Source organism: Streptomyces sp. NBC_00029 (assembly GCF_045160505.1).
Lineage (GTDB): Bacteria > Actinomycetota > Actinomycetes > Streptomycetales > Streptomycetaceae > Streptomyces.
On the sequence record NZ_CP108292.1, the window covers coordinates 1,807,693 to 1,826,317 of the forward strand.

Here is an 18,625-nt window from a genome sequence, read left to right on the forward strand (position 1 = left end):
GCACACACGCACACGCACACGCACACGACACCGTGACCGGCCCCGAGGGGACCGGTCACGGTGTCGCGAACGGGAGGTGCGGTCGGCGGGCCCGTCAGTCGAAGTCCATGCCGCCGGCGCCACCGGCGCCGCCGAAGCCGCCGGTGACCCCACAGCCGATGCCGAGGCAGATGCCGCCCTCGCCACCCGTGCCGCCCTTGCCACCGTCACCGCCGGGCAGCGCGGTCCCGCCGGTGCCGCCGGTGCCACCGTTGGCGCTGCCCTTGCAGGAACCGGCACAGATGCCGCCCTTGCCGCCGGTGCCCCCGGTGCCGCCCGGGACGCCGGTGGTGCCGGTGCCGCCGTTGGCGCTGCCGTCGCACAGCCCGGCACAGATGCCGCCCTTGGTGCCGTTGGTGCCGTTCACCGATCCGGTGCACTTGCCCGCACAGATCCGGTCCCCGACGCGGACGCCGCCGTTGCCCACCTTCACTTTGTCCAGTACCGCCCGGCCGTCGAACCGGCCCCCGCCCGGCTGCGCGTCTCCGGTGCTGAACGAGGATGCCACCTGGCTGGACGCCGCCGGAGCCGCCGTGGCCACCGGTGCCATCGCGCCCGCGCCGATCAGGGTTGCGGAGATGACGAGACCGAGACGGAACTTCGTGGATCGCATGCGCATGAGATTCTCCCTCGCTAAGAACTGCTTCGTATCGAATGGGCCCGGTCGATGTCCGGCCGGTCGTTCCCCGGGATGTGTCGGGATGCGTCGGCGCCCCGGCCCTGCCGCGGGCCGGGGCGCCTTCGTTCCGCCTCAGGGGCGCAGGGTGTCTCCCATCAGCGCGAACCAGTCGCCGTCCACGTAGTACTGCTTCCAGGTGTCGATCTGCTCTTCCGAGATCTTGTACTTGTCGGCGACCTTCTTGGTCGTCTCCTTCGGGTCGTCGGCCGCCAGCACGATCAGCACGATGCGTACCTTGTCCACCACGGTCAGGTCCGCCTTGGGCTTGTCGGGCAGGTCCTCGAACTTGAGGCAGCCGACCCCGCCGGGCTGGCCGGGCTCGCCCGGCTGACCGGGCTCGCCGCCCCTGCCGCCCTTGCCGCCCTCTCCGCCCTTGCCGCCGGCCCCGAAGCCGGTGCAGTGCTCGGGCCGGTCGGCCGGAGCCGAGGCGCTGATGTTCGTGGGGGTGTGGGACTGCGACGCCTGCGCGGCGCACGCCGTACCGGTGACGAGGGCCAGAGAGGCCGTGACCAGGATGATCGGACGCTGCCAGGACTTGGTGAACATGACGGGTTTCTCCGTTTCCGCAAATACCGATGAGGGGGGACGCGAAAGGGGTGGGGTGGGGGTTGGGGGTGGAGGCCCGGAGGCCTCCACCCGTTGAGCGGGGTACCGCGCTATGCGGTGCGGTGTGCGGGTCAGAAGATGCTGCCGCCACCGGCGCCGCCGTTGCCACCGAGGCCACCGATCAGGCCGCCGATGCCACCGTCTCCGGCCTTGCCTCCATTACCACCGTTGAAGATGGAGAAGCCGCCGTTACCGCCGTTGCCGCCCTTGCCGCCCTTGAGGAAGCCGTCGCCGCCCCCGCCGCCGCCACCGGCGTTGCCGCCCTGGAGGACACCGAAGCCGCCGTCGCCGCCGTTGCCGCCGGCGCCGCCGATCCGGCCCTCACCGCCACCGCCGCCGCCACCACCGGCGCCACCGAGCAGGAAGCCGTCTCCGCCGGTCCCGCCGTTGCCGCCCTTGCCACCAGTACCGACGACGCTGCCGCCACCGGAACCACCGGCCCCACCGGCGCCACCGACGAGCCCGCCGGTACCGCCCTTGCCACCGTCGCCTCCGGCGCCTCCGGCGGCCGGGAGGGCCGTAGCCACCTGGGTCACCGGGGTGGCCGAGGCCATGGAGGCCGGGAGGACGACTCCTCCGGCGACTACAGCTGCGGCGGCGGCCAGGGTCGCGATGCGGAAGCCGCGGCGGGTCGGACGGACAACGTTGTTGGTCTGCATCTTGCGGTTCATGACTTTCTCCTACCGATGTAAAGGGATATGTGACGTTCCGGTTTTCCGGGACGGTGCGGTGATTTTTGTGGAGAGAAGCAATTCCTTCTCTTCCGTCTGCCTCGTTCCGTTTCCGGTGAGGCCCGCACCACAAGTAAGCCCCGGGGGCCACACCCGGGTCATGTTCCGGAATCTCGGGACTTGACACCCTCATAAACACCGACTAAAAGCGCCCCCCGCCGTGGTCCGCAGTACGGAAGGCGAGGGGCGGAAGGAGGGAGGCGGCGGGTAGGGGACGACCGGTAGGGGGAGGACGCGGCGATCCTGCTCAGGTGGTCCGGTGCGGGCGGGCCCGGCGGGGATGCCGTCGGCGAGCGTGCAGCACGCGCCCGCGGACTCCACCCGTAGGTGCGGGCCGTCGGGCAGCAGCGTCTGCGCGTGCAGGAGCGACAGGGATCGCGGCCACTCGGGGGGGCGGACACCAGAGTGAGGCCCCTCCGCACCTCGACGCCCCGGAGGGGCGGATCGTGCCCGGCCCCGGCCCGGAGAGCGGGCCGGGGCCGGGGTGGCTCAGCGGGCCTGGTGGAACGTGCGGCCCCGGTGGGCCTCGGCGGAGCAGGAGCGCTTCTCCGCGGCGGTCATCTTGCGGGTCTTCACCACGACCGCGTTGCTCTTGCCGTCCGTGCCGTTCTTGGCAGGGCTGGTGATCGTGTCCTGGAAGAACCAGTAGTAGTGGCTCCACTTCGGGCTGTCGTAGTGGGTCTGCCAGGTACCGGAGACCTTCTGCATCACCTGGGCGCGGGAGATCCAGCCCACCTCGCCCGGCTTCACCGTCATGTTGAGCGAGCTGCTCTCGGAATGGCTGCTCGACCAACTGTGGCTGTAACTCGCCGTTACGCTCAGGTCAACGATGCCCGCTATGTTACCTCCGGCCGTCACGGAGACACCCAGCGAGTCGGTCGAGCCCACCGTGTCGTCCCAGGTCATCGACTGGGTGGAGTCGGACGTGCTGCAGTTGAACAGCGAGTTCGACACCTGGCGGAGCTCACCGAGGTACGCCTCCCCGAGCTTGGGCGAGTTGAACGTGCACTTGCCTTCGCCCGAGGCGCAGTCCGCCATCAGCTGCTGCCGTGTCGGCTGGTCGGCGGCGGATGCCGGAAGGGTGGCCGCCGCGGCGACGGCGCAGGCCGCCACCGTCGTGGTCAACGCGCGGGCTGCGTAACGCCTGACGCGGTTTGTGGTCATCGTGGTACCTCTCACGGTGCTGGGGGGATCGGTGAACCGTCGTACGGCAGAGGCGAATTGACGCGCCGCCAGCGCACTTTGGATCACCGCCCATTGCTCCTGAGATTCTCCCGACCGACCGGAGGGGTACGGTCCGATTGAGTCATTCCGCAGCCGGGCGACGCAGCACGGCGACCTCCGGGCCGAAACCGACGACGAGCCGCCCGCCCGGCGCGGCCGCGAGCGCGGCCACCGCGAGCGGGAACACGTACTCGTCCGCCGCTTCGCGCCCCGTCGCGAGGTCCCAGAACCGCACCGCCTGGCCCTGGCCCATGGCCAGCACCGGCCGCCCGTCGCTCCCGGTGGTGACGGCCACGGGCCCGTTCGGATCCGTGTCACCGGTCTGCACGTCGCCGATCTGCCGCATGGTGGCCAGGTCCCACAGCCGCACCGTCCTGTCCCGGCTCCGGCTGACCGCGGCCGGCCTGCCGTCCACCAGCGTCGTGGCCACCGATGTCACCCAGTCGGTGTGGCCGGCCAGGGGTTCGCCGATCTGCCGGCCGGTCCCGAGGTCCCACAGCCGTACGGTCCTGTCCCAGCTGCCGGTCACCGCGACGGGCCGCCCCGCCAGCTCCGCCGTCGCGACGGCGGTCACCCGGCTGGAGTGCCCGGTGAGCGGCTCGCCGACCGGGCGGCGTGCGGCAAGGTCCCAGACGGCCACGGTGCGGTCGGCGCCGGCCGTGACGACGACCGGCCGGCCGTCCAGGGTCGCGGTGGCCAGGGCCAGCACCCGGCCGTGATGGCTGGTGAGGGGCTCGTGACGGTCTCCCCCGCCGACCGGGTCCAGCAGCCGCAGCACGTCGCCGGAGCCGGCGGTCACCATCAGCGGTTTCCCCTCCACCACCGAGCCGGCCAAGGCGTTCACCGCGCCCTCCAGGCCCGTCACGGGGCCCGCGACCTGCCGCCCCGTGGCCAGGTCCCAGACGTGCAGGGCGTGGTCGGCGCCGGCCGTGACGGCCACCGGGTGCCCGTCGAGAACGGCGGTGGTGATCGCCGAGACCGTTGCGGTGTGTCCGGTGCGGGGCGGGCCGTCGCCGTGGGCGTGGGTGAGGTCCCAGGTGCGGATCGTGTGGTCGGCGCCCGCGGTGACCGCCACAGGCCGCCCGTCCACGACCGTGGTGGCCACGTCCGTGACCCTTCCGGTGTGGCCGGTCAGCGGCGGGCCCACCGGCCTCCCGGTGGCGCGGTCGCGGACCACCACCGTGCCGTCCCGTTCCACGGTGAGGGCGACCGGGTCCGCGCTGCCGGCAGAACCGGGGCCCCGGCCGGAGATGCGGTGCCACAGGTCCGCCTCCTGCTCCGGGCCGGGCGGGAGGGCCGGCGCCACCCCGTTCGCGTCGACGCTCCGCAGGACCCGCATGCCGTTCACGTGCTGCCGGTCGTCCGCCAGGTCCCAGATGCGCAGGGTCCCGTCCGCCTCGGCGGTGAGGGCGACCGTACGTCCGCCCAGCACCGCCGTCTCCCGCGCCCGGGTCCGTACGAGGGCGCCGTTCTGGCGGGCGACGGCCAGGGGGCCGATGAACCGGGGCTCCTCGCCGTCGCCCCCGACGGCGACGGCGTGCCCGTCCACCACCGTCAGGGTGGAGACGCCGGGCAGGTCCTCTCCGCCGGCCAGGACCCCGGCGGCCGACCGGGCCGTGGCGGGCTCCCCGGTGGCCAGGTCCCAGAACCGCTCCTCCCGCCCGGGCTCCCCGGGCTCCCCGGGCTCTCCGGGCTCCCCGGGCTCTCCGGCGGTGACGGCGAGCACGCGCCCGTCCAGGGCGACGGTCCTCGCCACCGCCAGTGTCCGGGCCAGCTGCTCGCCGGAGGCCAGGTCCCGCACGCGCACCGTCCGGTCCACGGCGGCATCGTCGACGGTGAGGACGACGCGGCGGCCGTGGAGCGTCGCGAGGCCGGCCGCCGACGGGAAGGCTCCGATCCGGCGGCCGGTCAGCAGGTCCCCCACATAGAGCGTCCCGTCGGCGCCGAGGGCGAGCAGGACACGGCGCCCCTCCAGGGTGGTGCTCTCCACCAGCCTGACGAACTCCCCGGCCGCGCCGCCGGTGGCGAGGTCCCACACCAGGACCGAGTCGTCGCCGTGCAGCGAGAAGGCCACGGGCTTCCCGTCGGCCTCCGCCGTGGCCACCGAGAGCACCTCGGCCGTCAGCGAGGAGAGCGGGTCGGTGCGGCCGGTGACCGGATCGTGGAGTTGCCCGCCGGTCGCCAGGTCCCACATGCGCACGGTGTTGTCGCGGCTGCCCGAGACCACGACCGGCCTGCCGTCGACGACGGCCGTGGCCACCGCCCGCACCGGCCCGCCGTGACCGACGAGGGAGCGCAGCCGCCGCTGGTCCGGCACGGGCCCGTCGGACCACTGAACTGTCCACCGCGGGCCGGTCATCAGGGCATTCACGTCGTCGGGCGCACCCGTGGAAGTCTCAGACATGCCGCCGAGGCTAGCCACCGGGTCTGACACCGCCCGTCACTACCACACCGCAGGTCCCGGCCGGAGCGTGCGGACCACCACCATTGTGCTCGCCGCCGACCGGCACTCCGGTGGGGGGCGCCGGCGGGGAATCTGCGGGGCCAACGCCCATGTGCGGGTGGGGCGGATGGCGTTGAGTCGGACATGCCGATCGGCCGGCAGGCAACCGACATCAGCGCGACCCGCGCACCGACCCTCGAGGAGGTGATCCGGATGAGCGTCCTCAGGCTCCAGAACGCGGAGGCCCGCACCACGCAGTGTGCTGCCGCCACCGTCAGTCCGACGAGCGGCAGCAGCAACGGCTGCGGGACTGCGCACGAGCCGGAGCACCCGGACTGACCCGCCGGGTCCGTGCGGGGGCTCGGCGCGCCCCCGCACGGACCCGTCGCTCCCCCCGGACGGCCACAGAAGCCCGTGAGCCCGGCGTGATCGGCAGGAACCCCTCAGGCGACCAGGTCGCGGGCGGCGGTGGCGAAAGCCGTCCGGTTCGGGTGCCCGGTCTTCTGCAGGAGGCTGGCCACGTGCTTCTCCACGGTGCGCAGCGAGATGTGCAGCCGGCCCGCGATGTCCTTGTTGCTGATCCGTTCGGCGACCAGCCGGGCCACCTCGAACTCGCGGACGGTGATCCCGCAGCGGCGCAGGTCCGCCGGTACCCGCTCGGTGCCCGTGCGCCGTTGCCGTACCGACGCGCCCATCCCGCGCAGCAGGGCCCGGCCGGCTCCGGCGACCGTCTGGAGGCCCGCGTCGTGGAAGTACTCCTCCGCCTCGCGCAGCCACTCGACCGGTGTGCCCCAGCCGTCCTCGTACGCCGACTGCGCGACCAGGCGCAGGGACAGCCGGCGTGCCATGGGGAAGGGTTCGGCCGCCTCCAGTGCCTTGCCCGCGGCCGCCGTCGCCTCGTCGGGGCGGCCCTCGCGGCCGAGGAGGACGGCGTGCGCCAGGCCGGTGAACTGGTGGTTCCAGCGGGTGGCGCTGACGCTCGCCTGCGCGACCTCGGCATGGTGGCGCCGGCCCATGCGGCCGGCGAGGACGCCGAGCAGCAGGACGATGCCGTGCTTGCCGAAGTCGCCGATCGCGGGGTTCTCCGCGTCGTAGGCGAGTGCCTGGGCGAATTCCTGTCCGGCCGCCTCGTGTTGTTCCTCCAGCAGCGAGCAGAACGCCCGCGCCATCCCGTACGACATGGCGCGCACGCCGGGCGCCGCGTCGAGCAGCGGGGCCAGTCGCTCCAGTGCGCCGCGCATCTCGGCGCGGCGGCCCTGGTGGGCGTACCGTACGGCGTCGGCGAGCCGCAGCATGGCCAGGTGGCGGCCCAGTCCGAGGCGGGACGCGTCGGCGGCGGACTCGCGGATCCGGTCGCGGGCCTCGTCGAAGCGGCCGTGCTGGATCCGGTCCAGTGCGAGGACGAAGCCGGTTTCGTGGGCCAGGGGCAACAGGCCCATGCCGAGAGCCTCCTGCCGGGCCTGTTCGATCGGGGCCGGCCGCCCGTCGTGGCTCGCGGCGACGGTGGCCAGGTGCACGTCGGCGGCCATGCGCGGGGCGGGGAGCCGACGGGCGAGGGCGAGGGTGCGGGCCCGCCCGAAGTGGGCCACGGCGGCCGGTTCGTCCTGTGCGCGGGCCAGCTGGCCAAGGAGCAGCAGTGCCCTGCACGCCACGTCGGGCAGGTCGACGCGCTGGGCGGCCTCCAGTGCCCGCCGGGCGTAGCGGGTGGCGGTGCGCAGCCGGTCGGGGGCGAGCCGGCTCAGTTCGACGTGCACGGCGGCGAGGTCCACGAGGGCGGCGTACTGGTCGGCGGGGTGGCCGCCGAGGAGGGAGCGGGCGAGGTCGAGGTGCCACAGGGCTTCCGCGGGGCGGCCCGTCAGGGTGGCGATGTCGCTCAGCCGGGCGTGGAGTCCGGCCCGTCGCTGGGCGGGGATGTCGTGCTCGCCGCCGTCCCCGCCGAGGGTGTCCAGGATGGCGGCGGGCCCGGGGAGGCGGTCGAACCGTGCCGAGCGGGCGACGGCGTCGAGGAGCCGCTCCAGGACCGTGGCGTGCAGTTCGGGGGCGATGCCGGGTTCGACGAGCCGGTGGGCCGTGGTGAGCAGTTCCACGGCCCGGTCGGCGGCACCCTCGCCCGTCGCCCGCCCGGCCGCCTCGCAGTACAGGCGGACGGCCTCCGGGGTGTCGCCCGCGTGCTCGTGCAGCTGGGCGGCGTGCTCGCACCATGCCCCGGGCAGCCCGGGGTGGAGCTCGGTGAGGGCGCGGGCGGCCCGCCGCAGGTATCTGGCCCGCTCGCCGGGGCCGAGGTCGTCCAGCAGGGCCTCGGCCGCCAGCCGGTAGCGGAAGGTGTACCACTGCGTGCCCGGCCCGTCCGGGGTGATCAGGTACGAGGCGACGGCGGCGCGCAGGACCGCGGACAGCTGCGTGTGGTCACGGCCGATCGCACGCTCCAGCACGGGCAGCGAGAAGCGGCGGCCGAACAGGGCCGCCATGCCCAGGAGTTCCACGCCGAGCGGGCCGAGCCGCCCGGTCTGGCGCCGGACGTTGTCCGCGACGGTGGGCGGTACGGACGGGCTGTGCGGGTCCGGGAGGGCGGGGCGGCCGGAGAGGTCGTGGACGAGCTCCTTGACGACGAAGGGGATTCCGGCGCTGCCGTCCACCGCCCGCCGGACGAGGTCGGGGCAGACCTCGGCCGCAGGGACGCGCAGCTCGGCCGCGATGAGCAGGTGGACGTCGGGGTGGCTGAGGGGGCTGAGCTCGAGCACCGTCGCGGCCTCGCGCTGACGGGCCCGCGTGGCCAGTTCGGTCGCCGCGCAGGGTCCGCATCCGGTGACGAGGAGGAGCGCGGCCGGCTGCATCCCGATGTTGTCGAGGAGGTACTCGACGACCGCCAGCGTTCCGGCGTCGGCGTCGTGCAGGTCGTCGAGGACGAGCAGGCAGCCCCGCCGCGCTCCGACGACGGCGAGCAGGCGCAGCATCGTTTCGGCGACCACGATGTGGGACGCGGCGTCGGCCTCCGTGTCCCGGGCGCCGCTCAGCAGCCGGGCCAGGACCGGTCCGTAGCTGCCGAGTTCGCCGGAATCCGGCAGCAGGCCGGCGCGGGCCAGCAGGAGCAGCGCCTCGATCAGGGGCCGGTAGGGGACGGGCGGGCCGACCGCGCCGGCGCGTCCCCGTACGGTGACCATGTTCGTCTCGGCGGCCATGGCGAGGGCCTCGGTGGCGAGCCGGGTCTTGCCGACGCCCGGCTCGCCGGTGACGAAGAGCGCTCCGCCGGCCCCGGAACGGGCGGCGGCCAGCGCCATCATGATCTGCCCCATCTCGGTGCCACGGCCGATGAGTTCGCCCCGTCTCGGGTGCGGTCCGCCGTTCGGGCCCGCGACGGTACAGTCCTCCGGCAGCGCCGGCCAGAAAATGGACACCGGCTCGTCCCCTTTCCGGCGGGCCCTCCGAGGCTCCGCCGGGACTGACGATAGGGACGGTGCGCGTGCCCCCTGTAGCCGTCCGTTTGGGGGGCTTGTGCGGGTGGTCAGCCCCCCTCGAGACTGTCCTCCCGGACCCGCTGGGCCAGGTCGAGCTTGGTGTAGGTGGGGCGGCCCGCCTGCTGGTACTTGGCCTTGACCCGGTCCAGGTAGTCCTTGGCGGTGTGGACCGTGATGCCGGCGCGCCGGGCGGCGGACTTCAGGGTGAGTCCGGAGGCGTAGTCGAGCAGGATCTGGCGTTCCCGGGGCGACAGCCGGGGGCGGGCGGGGCTGTCGTCGTAGGCGCAGGCGAAGGCGAGTTCGGCGGAGAGGGCCCCCTGGCCCGAGGCGAGGTCCTTGATGGCGGTGACCAGGGTGGGCAGGTCGTGGTCCTTGGTCAGATAGCCGTCGGCGCCGGCCCGGACGGCCTCGATGATGCGGGAGCGGTCCGGCACGGTGCTGATCATCAGGACGCGGCTCCCGGTGCGCAGCAGCCGCCGGATGTTGTCTGCGGGGGTGGAGCCGTCGCGCAGCACGAGGTCGAGGAGGACGATGTCGGGCGGGGCGTACCCGGTCCGGCCGAAGCCGTACGGGAGTTGGGCGTCCGGCGCCTGAAGGAGTTCGCCGACGGTGGCCGCGGTCGCCACGAGCCGCAGCTCGGGCACACCGCCCAGCCAGGCCCGCAGGCCGTCGAGGAGCATCCGGTCGTCGTCGACCACCGAGACGGTGATCACCCGGGCCATCTCAGCTCCACCCGTACTCCCTCGCCGGGGGCGCTGTCCACGGTCGCCCGGCCGCCCACCTCCGCCATCCGGCCGTGCACGGAGCCGCGCAGGCCGAGGCCGGGCGTCCACCGCTCGGGGTCGAATCCGGGCCCCCGGTCGACCACGGTGACGACGGCTCCCCCGCGCGCGTCCGGGTCCCTGGTGGCGGTGAGGTAGGCGTGTCCGGTGCCCGCGTGCCGCCGTACGTTGTTCAGGGCCTCGCGGACGGCGTCGCCCAGTGCGGCGGCGACCTCGGGGGGCACCTGCGGGAGGTCGTGGTACTGGGCGGTGACCCGCAGTTGGAGGCTCTCGACGGAGCAGACCGCCTCCTCCAGGGCCGTGCCGATCTCCCGGTGGTGGACCTCTTCGGCGGTCTGCTGGATCAGCCGGCGCAGGTACGCGGCCTCGCGGGCGCAACGCCGGCGCACCTCGGGCGCGTTGGCGTCGACCGAGCCGGACGCCAGGGTGGTCAGTGTGGCGAGGACGGTGTCGTGCAGTGCCCGGTGGTGTTCCAGCCGCTCGGCGTAGCGCGCCTTGTGTGCCTCCGCGGTCACGGCGCGGGCGTTGGCCTCGTCGAGGAGGCGGCCCTGGCGGAGCAGGTACCAGCGGAAGAGCCAGGTCATCACGGCCGAGGAGACGATCGAGTTGAGATGGCCGAGAATCACGGCGGGGCTCGCGCCCACCGCCTGGTAGCCGATGAAGTGGGTGATCACGAGGAGTGCGATCACGGTGAGGGCGTGGAGCCGTTCGAGGGAGATGGCCGCGACGGCGCTCGCCGATCCGCCGAGCAGCATGGCCCAGGCGATCGCGGGCGGTTCGCGCAGTCCGCCCCAGGCGGTCAGGGCCAGGGGCAGCAGGCAGCCGGTCACCAGGACGTCCGCCCAGATGTGCCGCGGGTCGAACCAGCCGCGCCGCAGGGCGGCGCCGTAGGCCAGTGCGCTCAGTCCCAGGGCGACCGCGAATCCCGCGTACTGCAGCGGGAGCTGCGACCCCCGCTGGGCGACGGCGAGCGCGCCGACCGTCAGGTGGCTCGCCCGGTACAGCAGGGTGGCCACGATCAGGAAGGACTGGGCGCGTTGCAGACCCGATCCCAGGCCGCTCGTCCCCCGCAGTGCCCGCATGCGCCGTACCGGTAAGGACAGCAACGCCAAGACCACACCCTCCCGTACCGCTTTGCCCGTGACATCTGCCATTTTGCCCTAGCAGGTGCACGTCAAATAGGCGCGTACCGGCCTGCTCACGGGCTTGGCCGAGGTGGCACCACAGGTCGGCCGGAAAGGCGTTTCCCGGTGTCCGCCGGCCGCCCTATCCGGCCATGACGACGACGGAGTGCCTGCCGGTGGCCCCGTCGGGGACGGTCGGGGCGCGCCGTTCGGTCTGGGTCTCCCCCGTCCGGTCGGTGGCGCGGACGGTGAGCGTGTGCGTGCCCGGCGCGGCCTGCCAGGAGTAGGACCACTGGCGCCAGGTGTCGCGGGTGGCCTCGGCGGCGAGATCGGTCTCCTGCCAGGGGCCGTCGTCGACCTGGATCTCGACGCGGTCGATGCCGCGGTGCTGGGCCCAGGCGACACCGGCCACCATCACCGTGCCGGGCGCGGGGCGGGCGAAGGGCTTGGGGGTGTCGATGCGCGCCTGGGTCTTGACCGGAGCCTTCCGGGCCCACTCGCGCCGGACCCAGTACGGGTCGTAGGCGTCGAAGGTGGTGAGCTCGATGTCCTCGATCCACTTGCACGCCGAGACGTACCCGTACAGGCCGGGAACCACCATCCGCACCGGAAAGCCGTGGTCGAGCGGGAGAGGCTCGCCGTTCATCCCGACCGCCAGCAGGGCCTCCCGGCCGTCCATGACGTCCTCGACCGGCGCGCCGAGCGTCATGCCGTCGACGGAGCGGGCCACCAGCTGGTCGGCGGGTCCGCCCCGGGACGGCGGTCGCACGCCGGCCTCCGCGAGCAGGTCGCCGAGCCGGGCGCCGAGCCATCTGGCGTTGCCCGCGTACGGTCCGCCGACCTCGTTGGAGACGCAGGTCAAGGTGATGTCCCGTTCGACGAGCGGCCGGGCGAGCAGCTCTTCGAAGGTGAGGCTCAGCTCGCGGGCCACGCCCTTGCCGTGGATCCGCAGCCGCCACGTGTCCGCCGGCACCCGGGGGACCACCAGGGCCGTGTCCACCCGGTAGAAGTCCTTGTTCGGCGTGGTGAAGGGACTGATCCCCGGCACCCGCAAGGCCGTGCCCGGGGGCGGGCCGGGCGCCGGTGACGCGGGGGGCGGCAGGACCACGGCCGCCCGGGAGGCGACCGCGTCGCCGGACCGCGAGGAGGTGAGGGTCCGGCCGGCGGCGCCCGCCCCCGTACCGAGGGCGGCGGCGGCTCCGGTGAGCAGCAGGAAACGGCGTCGGCTCCAGCCGGGCCGGGCGGCGGCCGGGGCCTCCTGGGGCCGGGCGGCGAGCGGTACTGCCTCCTCGGGCCGGGCGGCGGCCGGTACTGCCTCCTCGGCCCGGGCGGCGGCCACGAGCGGGCCGATGAGGGCGTACAGCACGAGCGCGCCGGCCAGGGCTCCCGCGAGGGACGGCAGGGCATCGGCGAACCCGTCGGAGTCCGGCCGGTTCAGCGCGGCCGCGGCGCCCACCAGGCCGAAGAGGAGCACGCCCGCCGCGCCGGTCCGCCGTCTGCGCAGGGCGAGCAGCCCGAGGGCCGTCGCCAGCAGGGCGGTAACGGCGAGGATGCCGAGTTGCAGGACGAGCTTGTCGTCGGTTCCGAAGCTGCGGATCGCCCAGTCCTTGACCGCGGCGGGCGTGCGGTCGATGGCCGCTCCCCCGACGGCCGTGACCGGACCGGCCTCGGGCCGGACCCCGGCCGAGACCAGTTCCGCCAGCGCCAGTGCCACGTAGCCGGACACCAGTCCGGCCAGCGACGCCGAAGCTCCCCGCTCGATTGCTGCCTTGTCGATGCTCACACCCGTGCCTTCGCGGCGCGGTCCGTGCCGGATTGGTCGTCGGGAGGGTGGTCAGTCCCGCGTGACGAGGCTGGTGACGAGGGCGGCGGTGCGCCGGTGCCAGGCACCCGCGCCGCTGAGCATCGCGTGGCCGCCCGTGGGCATCGGGATGGCGGTGGCGTCGGCGCCCGCGAGGCGGGACCGGCGCACGAACTCCCAGGATCCGGCGGCCGAGGTGACCCGGTCCCGCTCGTCGTGCAGCAGGTAGAGCCTGCGGCCCGCGAGGTGGTCCACCGGCTCGCCGGGCGGGCACCAGGGGGCGAGGGCCACCACGCCGTGGACCAGGGGTGCTCCGGCGGCGCGCAGTGCCGCCCGGCCGCCCATCGAATGGCCGACGAGGACCACCGGCACGTCCCCGGCGAGTTCCCGTATCCGCGCGAGGGCCGCCTCGGCGTCCCGGGCGGCGTCGCAGCGGGAGCCGTTCCAGCCGCGGTGCCGGTAGCGCACCTCGGCCACCAGGACGTCGCGCCCGCGGGTCGCGCGGGCGACGGCCGCGGCGAAGGGCCGCATCCGCAGCGCGGGGAGGTTGAGGAGGGGCGGCGGCTCCGGGCCGTCCTCGCGCCCTCCGTGGAGCAGCAGGACCGCCGCCGCCGGTACCGCGGGGGACGTACGGACCACGAGCGCCCCGCGCTCGCCGGTCGACTCCGTGCCCTGCTCCGTCCCGGCCGTCACCCGTCCTCCCCCGGTATGCGGCGCGGCGGGCGTGGGAGGAACCCGCTGGTGCGGGCGGCGTAGGCGGCGTAGCCGGGCCGGTCTGCCATGTGCGCCTCCAGCAGTCTCTTGCCGCTGCCCCAGATCAGCAGCGCGCTCATCACCAGCGGCGACACCAGCGTGAGTGCCGCAGTCTGCCAGGTCGCGCAGGCCAGCAGGTACAGCCCCCACCAGACGAGGAAGTCGCCGAAGTAGTTGGGGTGCCGCGTCCAGCTCCACAGGCCGCGGTCCATGATCGCTCCGCGGTGCTCGGGGCGTTCCTTGAAGCGGGCGAGCTGGAAGTCTCCGACCCCCTCGAAGAGCAGCCCGGTCGCCCACAGGAGCAGGCCGGCCGCGGCGAGCGGCCCGAGGGGCACGGGCACGTACGACGCGGCCTGCACGGGCAGCGAGACGAGCCAGACCAGCGCGCCCTGGAGGAGGTAGACCTTGCGCAGGGCGTAGAGCCGGGGGCTGCCCGGTGCCCGGGCGAGCATGCGGGCGTAGCGCGGGTCCTCGCCGTGTCCCCGGCCGCGCCGGGCGATGTGCAGGGCCAGGCGGATGCCCCAGACGACCGTCGCCGCCGCGACCGCGAGGCGCCGGCCGTCGTCGCCGTACCCCGCCGACAGCAGCCAGCTGGTCAGGGCCACCGCGGCGAAGGCGACGCCCCAGGCGACGTCGACGATCCGGTCCAGGCCCCGGACGGTGGCGACGGCGAAGGTGACCAGCATGACGGCGAGAGCGGCGCCGGCCGCGAAGGCCAGATTGACGGCCAGGGCGCCCCAGTCGACGCCGCTGGTGAGCGCCGCCTGGGCCTGCGCCTGCGCGGCTGTGTTCATCGCGTCTCCCGGGGCACGGGGTCGGCGGTGAGCAGCAGTTGGCGTACGTCGAGGTAGCGCGAGCGGAACCCGGCCTCGGAGTAGGCGAGGTAGAGCTCCCACATCCGGCGGAAGGTGCGGTCGAAGCCGAGTGCGTCGACGGGGTCCGCCTGTCGCACGAACTCCTCGCGCCACAGCCGCAGCGTCTCCGCGTAGTGGTCGCCGAAGCCGGCGTCGGCCTCGGTGCGCAGCCCGGCTGCGGCGCTCTCGTGGGCGATCGCCTCGCGGGAGGGGATGAGGCCGCCGGGGAAGATGTACTTGCTGATCCAGGTGTGCGTGCGGGCGGTCAGGAGCATGCGCTCGTGCGGCATGGTGATGGCCTGGAGGGCGACGCGGCCGCCGGGTGCCAGGAGCCGGCGCAGGCCGGCGAAGTAGGCGGACCAGTACTCGGCGCCGACCGCCTCGATCATCTCCACGCTGACGACGGCGTCGAAGGAGCCCTCCACGTGCCGGTAGTCGCGCAGTTCGACGGTGACCCGGTCGCCGAGGCCGGCCGAGGCGATGCGCTCCCGGGCCAGGTCGCGCTGCTCCGCGGAGAGGGTCACGGTCAGCACCCGGGCGCCCCGGGCGGCGGCCCGGATCGCCAGCTCGCCCCAGCCGGTGCCGATCTCCAGCACCCGGGTGCCCGGTCCGACGTCCGCGAGGTCGAGGAGCCGGTCGATCTTGCGGTGCTGGGCGGCGGTGAAGGTCGCGGGCGAGGCGGGGAAGGCGGCGAAGACCGCCGAGGAGTAGCTCATGCTCCGGTCCAGGAACAGCGTGAACAGCTCGTTGGACAGGTCGTAGTGGTGCTGGATGTTCTCCCGCGAGCCCTCGGGGGTGTTGCGCTGCTGCTCCGGGCGCCTGCGCACCCAGGCGTCGCGCAGCCGGCGCAGCGGCGCCGGCACCAGGTCGTCGACGTGCGCGGCGAGCACGGTGAGGGCGCCGACCAGGTCGTCGCTGTCCCATTCCCCGGCCATGTACGACTCGCCGAAGCCGATCAGACCGTCCGCGCCGATCCGGCGGTAGAAGGCCTCCGGGTCGTGGAGGGTGAGCGTGGGCAGCGCTCCGGCCTGCCGCGGGACGCCGTACGCCGGCCGCTGCCCGTCCCCGTGCCGTATCCGCAGCGGGAGCCGGGCGAGGGCGCGGCCGATGATCCGCTCGGCGACGGCGGTGCGCAGCGCCGAGGCGCGGGGCGGCCGGACCACGTCGGGCCAGCGGGCCGCGTCGACGGGGGCGGGCGCGGGCGCGCTCTCGTGGGCCGGGACGTACGAGACGGTCACAGGGTGCCTTCCTGCGTGGGGTGCACGGGACGGGGGCGGACCGGGAGTCCGCGGAGGAGGAGCCGGATGCCCTGGAAGCGGATGCCGGCGGAGACCCGGGCGGTGGACCACGGATGGCGCAGGGCGGCGCCGATCAGGGCGCGGGCACCGGCCGGACGGTGGTGGCCGCGTACGGTCGCGGTGAAGGGGCAGGTCCCGTCGTCGTGGCGCAGTTGCACGGTCAGGTCGAGGCGGTCGCCGGGGACGGGCAGCCGCATCCGGTAGAAGCCCTCGACCGCGAAGAACGGCGAGACGTAGAAGTCCTTGGGGACGTCGGCGAGTCCGTCGGCACCGGGGCGCAGCAGGTAGCAGTGGCGCTCGCCGTAGGTGTTGTGGACCTCGGCGACGACGCACACCGGGGTACCGGCGCGGTCGTGGCACCAGTAGAGGGTGAGCGGGTTGAAGACGTGTCCGAGGACCCGGGCGTGGGCGAGCATCAGGACGCGTCCGTCGGCGTTCTCCACGCCGTGGGCGGCCAGCTGGGCCTCCAGGCCCGCGCGCAGGGTGGGGGCCTTGCCGCCGAAGTGGTCACGGGCGTCGAAGCGGGCCAGCGGGCGCAGTCCCCTGGGGATGCGGGGCGGCTCGTCGATGTCGATGAGCCACAGGTAGGTGCGCTGCCGGAAGGCGTGCCGGACGGGGCCGGTGCGTTCGTGGGCCACCGTGCACTCGTAGAGGGCCGGCACCCGGGGCGGCGCGGCCTGCGGCGCCGGGGCCGCGTTCACCACCTCACCCCCAGGGCCTCGGCCGCGGCGACTCCGGAGCGGCAGCCGTCCTCGTGGAAGCCCCAGCCGTGGTAGGCACCGGCGAAGGCGGTCACGGACGTGTTCAGCCGGGGCAGTTCCTGCTGCGCCGCCACGGACCGGGGGGTGTAGACGGGGTGTTCGTACACCATGCGGGCGATCACGTCGAAGGGGTCGACCCGGCCGCGGGCGTTGAGGGTCACGATGTGCGGGTCGGCGGTCGGCAGCCGCTGGAGCCGGTTCATGTCGTAGCTGACCTGGACGCTCTCGGGACGGGCGGCGCAGGAGGGGAGCCAGTAGTTCCAGGAGGCGCGCGCGTGCGGGGACCGGGGCAGCAGTGAGGTGTCGCGGTGCAGCACGGTGGGGTTGCGGGAGTACGTGAACGCTCCGAGGATCCGGATCTCGTCCTCGGTCGGATCGGCCAGCAGGCGCAGCGCCTGGTCGGGGTGGACGGCGACGACCACGGCCGCGTACGGGGTCGAGTCGCCGTCCGGGGTGACCACGCGCGCGTGGTCGGCGGCGCGTACGACGGCCCGGACCGGGGTCCCGGTGCGGACGGAGGTGAGGTGCTTGGCCACCTTGGCCACGTAGGTCGCCGAACCTCCTTCGACCGTACGCCACTTCGGGGATCCCTTGACGGACAGCAGTCCGTGGTGGGCCAGGAAGCGGAAGAGGTACCGGGCGGGGTACTCCAGGGCCGTGTCCGGAGCGCACGACCAGACGGCGGCTACGAGCGGGACGGCGAAGTGGCCGACGAAGTAGGGGGAGAAGCGGTGCAGGTCGAGGAACTCCCCCAGGGTCTGCCCGTCCTCCTCCTCCTGCGAGTCGAGCAGCTTCCGGGCGGCGCGGTGGAAGCGCGGCACCTCGGCGAGCATGCGCAGGTGGCGGCCGCGCAGCACATTGCCTCCGCCGAGCAGTCCGGCCGCGCCGCGGGCGCCCGCGTATTCCAGGCCGCAGCCGTCGCACCGCACCGACATGCTCATCTCGGATTCCTGGGTGGTGACGCCCAGTTCGTGGAACAGCCGCAGCAGGTGCGGGTAGGTGCGCTCGTTGTGCACGATGAATCCGCTGTCCACGTGGACGGTGCCCGCGTCCTGTGTGGGCAGTTCATGGGTGTGGGCGTGGCCGCCGAGGCGGTCGTCCGCCTCGTACAGCACCACGTCGTATTCGCGTTGCAGCACGTGAGCGGCCGTCAGTCCCGCAACGCCCCCGCCCACCACAGCGACTCTCCGCCGGTCCACGTCACTCAACCCCTCGCGCTCGCTGCCCCGCACGGCCGGTGCCGGGCGTTTCACGGGTACTTCGGTGCCGGAGGGCCCGCGGATGGGAATCTTGTTCCGGCGGGTGCCGGGTACCGGGCGACACCGGCACGGGCGCCGTGCCCACCGCCGCCGTTCCCACCGCCGCCGCCGCCGCTGCCGCCGCTCCCGCCGCCTCCGCCGCGCCTGCGCACGCCTCGCCGTCGAGGCAGTGGCGGATCCGGTGCAGGCCCCGCCGGGCGTGGCTCTTGACGGTGCCGAGCGGCATTCCGGTGCGCTCGGCGATCTGGGCCTGGGTGAGGTCCGCGTAGAAGGCCATGGCCAGCACCTCGCGCTGGGCGCGGGGCAGTTTCGCCAGCTCGCCGGTGACGAGCACCCGGTCCAGGACGGTTTCGGGGCCCGCGACCGGCTCGCCCGCGGGCGGCAGGGCGGCGCCGGCGGCGGCGACCAGGTCGAGCCGCCGGGTACGGGCCGTGAGCGCGTCGGCGATCTTCCGCCGGGTGATGCCGACCAGCCATCCGGGGAACGGTCCGCGCTCCGGCCGGTATCCGGCGCGGCCCTGCCAGGCGGCCAGGAAGACCTGCTGGCGGACGTCCTCGGCTTCCCTGGAGTCGCCGAGGGTGCGGGCCGCCAGGGTGTGGACGAGCCCGCCCCAGCGTCGGTACGCGGCGCTCAGGCACGCCTCGTCGCCGCGTACGAAGCCCTCGGCGACCTCGTGGTCGGGCAGCTCCCGGGCCGCGGGTGACGGCCGGGTGATGACGCTCTGTGCGGTCATGGCGACTGCCTCTCGGACGGGGACCGGTGCCCGTCCAGATTCCGGCCCGCCCGTGCATCGATTCCACTCGCATCGGTTGTGCG

At 74.2% G+C, this 18,625-nt stretch carries 15 protein-coding genes and 1 pseudogene; 1 reads left to right on the top strand and 15 read right to left on the bottom strand.

The window, feature by feature from the left end; genetic code table 11:
- Positions 1-94 precede the first annotated feature (94 nt).
- The 5 genes from OG753_RS08780 to OG753_RS08800 form a co-directional block, all read right to left on the bottom strand.
- Entirely contained in the window at positions 95-658 is a 564-nt protein-coding gene (locus OG753_RS08780; protein WP_327261241.1) for a hypothetical protein, read from the bottom strand.
- 132 nt (positions 659-790) lie between these two features.
- Positions 791-1,264, bottom strand: a complete 474-nt coding sequence (locus OG753_RS08785) for a hypothetical protein (RefSeq protein ID WP_327261242.1) — start codon at positions 1,262-1,264, stop codon at positions 791-793.
- A 131-nt stretch (positions 1,265-1,395) separates the two neighbouring features.
- On the bottom strand, positions 1,396-1,995 hold the full coding sequence (locus tag OG753_RS08790; RefSeq protein ID WP_327261243.1) for a hypothetical protein: 600 nt from the start codon (positions 1,993-1,995) through the stop codon (positions 1,396-1,398).
- Between the two features lie 549 nt (positions 1,996-2,544).
- On the bottom strand, positions 2,545-3,219 hold the full coding sequence (locus OG753_RS08795) for a hypothetical protein (RefSeq protein ID WP_327261244.1): 675 nt from the start codon (positions 3,217-3,219) through the stop codon (positions 2,545-2,547).
- Positions 3,220-3,361: 142 nt separating this feature from the next.
- A complete protein-coding gene (locus tag OG753_RS08800; protein WP_405787974.1) occupies positions 3,362-5,683 on the bottom strand; it encodes a WD40 repeat domain-containing protein in 2,322 nt (773 codons plus the stop codon).
- A gap of 252 nt (positions 5,684-5,935) precedes the next feature.
- On the opposite strand from OG753_RS08800, the gene OG753_RS08805 reads away from it, so the two are divergent.
- On the top strand, positions 5,936-6,061 hold the full coding sequence (locus tag OG753_RS08805) for a hypothetical protein (protein WP_327261246.1): 126 nt from the start codon (positions 5,936-5,938) through the stop codon (positions 6,059-6,061).
- 104 nt (positions 6,062-6,165) lie between these two features.
- On the opposite strand, the gene OG753_RS08810 is transcribed toward OG753_RS08805, so the two are convergent.
- The 10 genes and pseudogenes from OG753_RS08810 to OG753_RS08855 all read right to left on the bottom strand — a co-directional run.
- On the bottom strand, positions 6,166-9,117 hold the full coding sequence (locus OG753_RS08810; protein WP_405787976.1) for an AAA family ATPase: 2,952 nt from the start codon (positions 9,115-9,117) through the stop codon (positions 6,166-6,168).
- A gap of 107 nt (positions 9,118-9,224) precedes the next feature.
- Positions 9,225-9,899, bottom strand: coding sequence for a response regulator transcription factor (locus OG753_RS08815; RefSeq protein ID WP_327261248.1), 675 nt, complete (start codon positions 9,897-9,899; stop codon positions 9,225-9,227).
- Positions 9,887-11,041, bottom strand: a complete 1,155-nt coding sequence (locus tag OG753_RS08820; protein ID WP_327261249.1) for an ATP-binding protein — start codon at positions 11,039-11,041, stop codon at positions 9,887-9,889. Before OG753_RS08820 ends, OG753_RS08815 begins: the two co-directional genes overlap by 13 nt.
- A gap of 184 nt (positions 11,042-11,225) precedes the next feature.
- Positions 11,226-12,866, bottom strand: a complete 1,641-nt coding sequence (locus OG753_RS08825; protein WP_405787977.1) for a molybdopterin-dependent oxidoreductase — start codon at positions 12,864-12,866, stop codon at positions 11,226-11,228.
- Positions 12,867-12,917: 51 nt separating this feature from the next.
- Complete coding sequence (locus OG753_RS08830) at positions 12,918-13,577, bottom strand: alpha/beta fold hydrolase (RefSeq protein WP_327261251.1); 660 nt, start codon at positions 13,575-13,577, stop codon at positions 12,918-12,920.
- A complete protein-coding gene (locus OG753_RS08835) occupies positions 13,574-14,431 on the bottom strand; it encodes a DUF1295 domain-containing protein (RefSeq protein WP_405787979.1) in 858 nt (285 codons plus the stop codon). The genes OG753_RS08830 and OG753_RS08835 overlap by 4 nt, the downstream gene beginning before the upstream one ends.
- Entirely contained in the window at positions 14,428-15,729 is a 1,302-nt protein-coding gene (locus OG753_RS08840; protein ID WP_405787980.1) for a class I SAM-dependent methyltransferase, read from the bottom strand. Before OG753_RS08840 ends, OG753_RS08835 begins: the two co-directional genes overlap by 4 nt.
- The gene (locus OG753_RS08845) at positions 15,726-16,490 is read right to left on the bottom strand and encodes a DUF1365 domain-containing protein (RefSeq protein WP_383194092.1); all 765 of its coding nucleotides are present in this window, start codon (positions 16,488-16,490) and stop codon (positions 15,726-15,728) included. The genes OG753_RS08840 and OG753_RS08845 overlap by 4 nt, the downstream gene beginning before the upstream one ends.
- A complete protein-coding gene (locus tag OG753_RS08850) occupies positions 16,487-17,758 on the bottom strand; it encodes an FAD-dependent oxidoreductase (protein ID WP_327266682.1) in 1,272 nt (423 codons plus the stop codon). Before OG753_RS08850 ends, OG753_RS08845 begins: the two co-directional genes overlap by 4 nt.
- Before the next feature lie 205 nt (positions 17,759-17,963).
- Positions 17,964-18,542 (bottom strand): annotated as a pseudogene (locus tag OG753_RS08855) (sigma-70 family RNA polymerase sigma factor); the annotation flags it as partial.
- Positions 18,543-18,625: the final 83 nt, after the last annotated feature.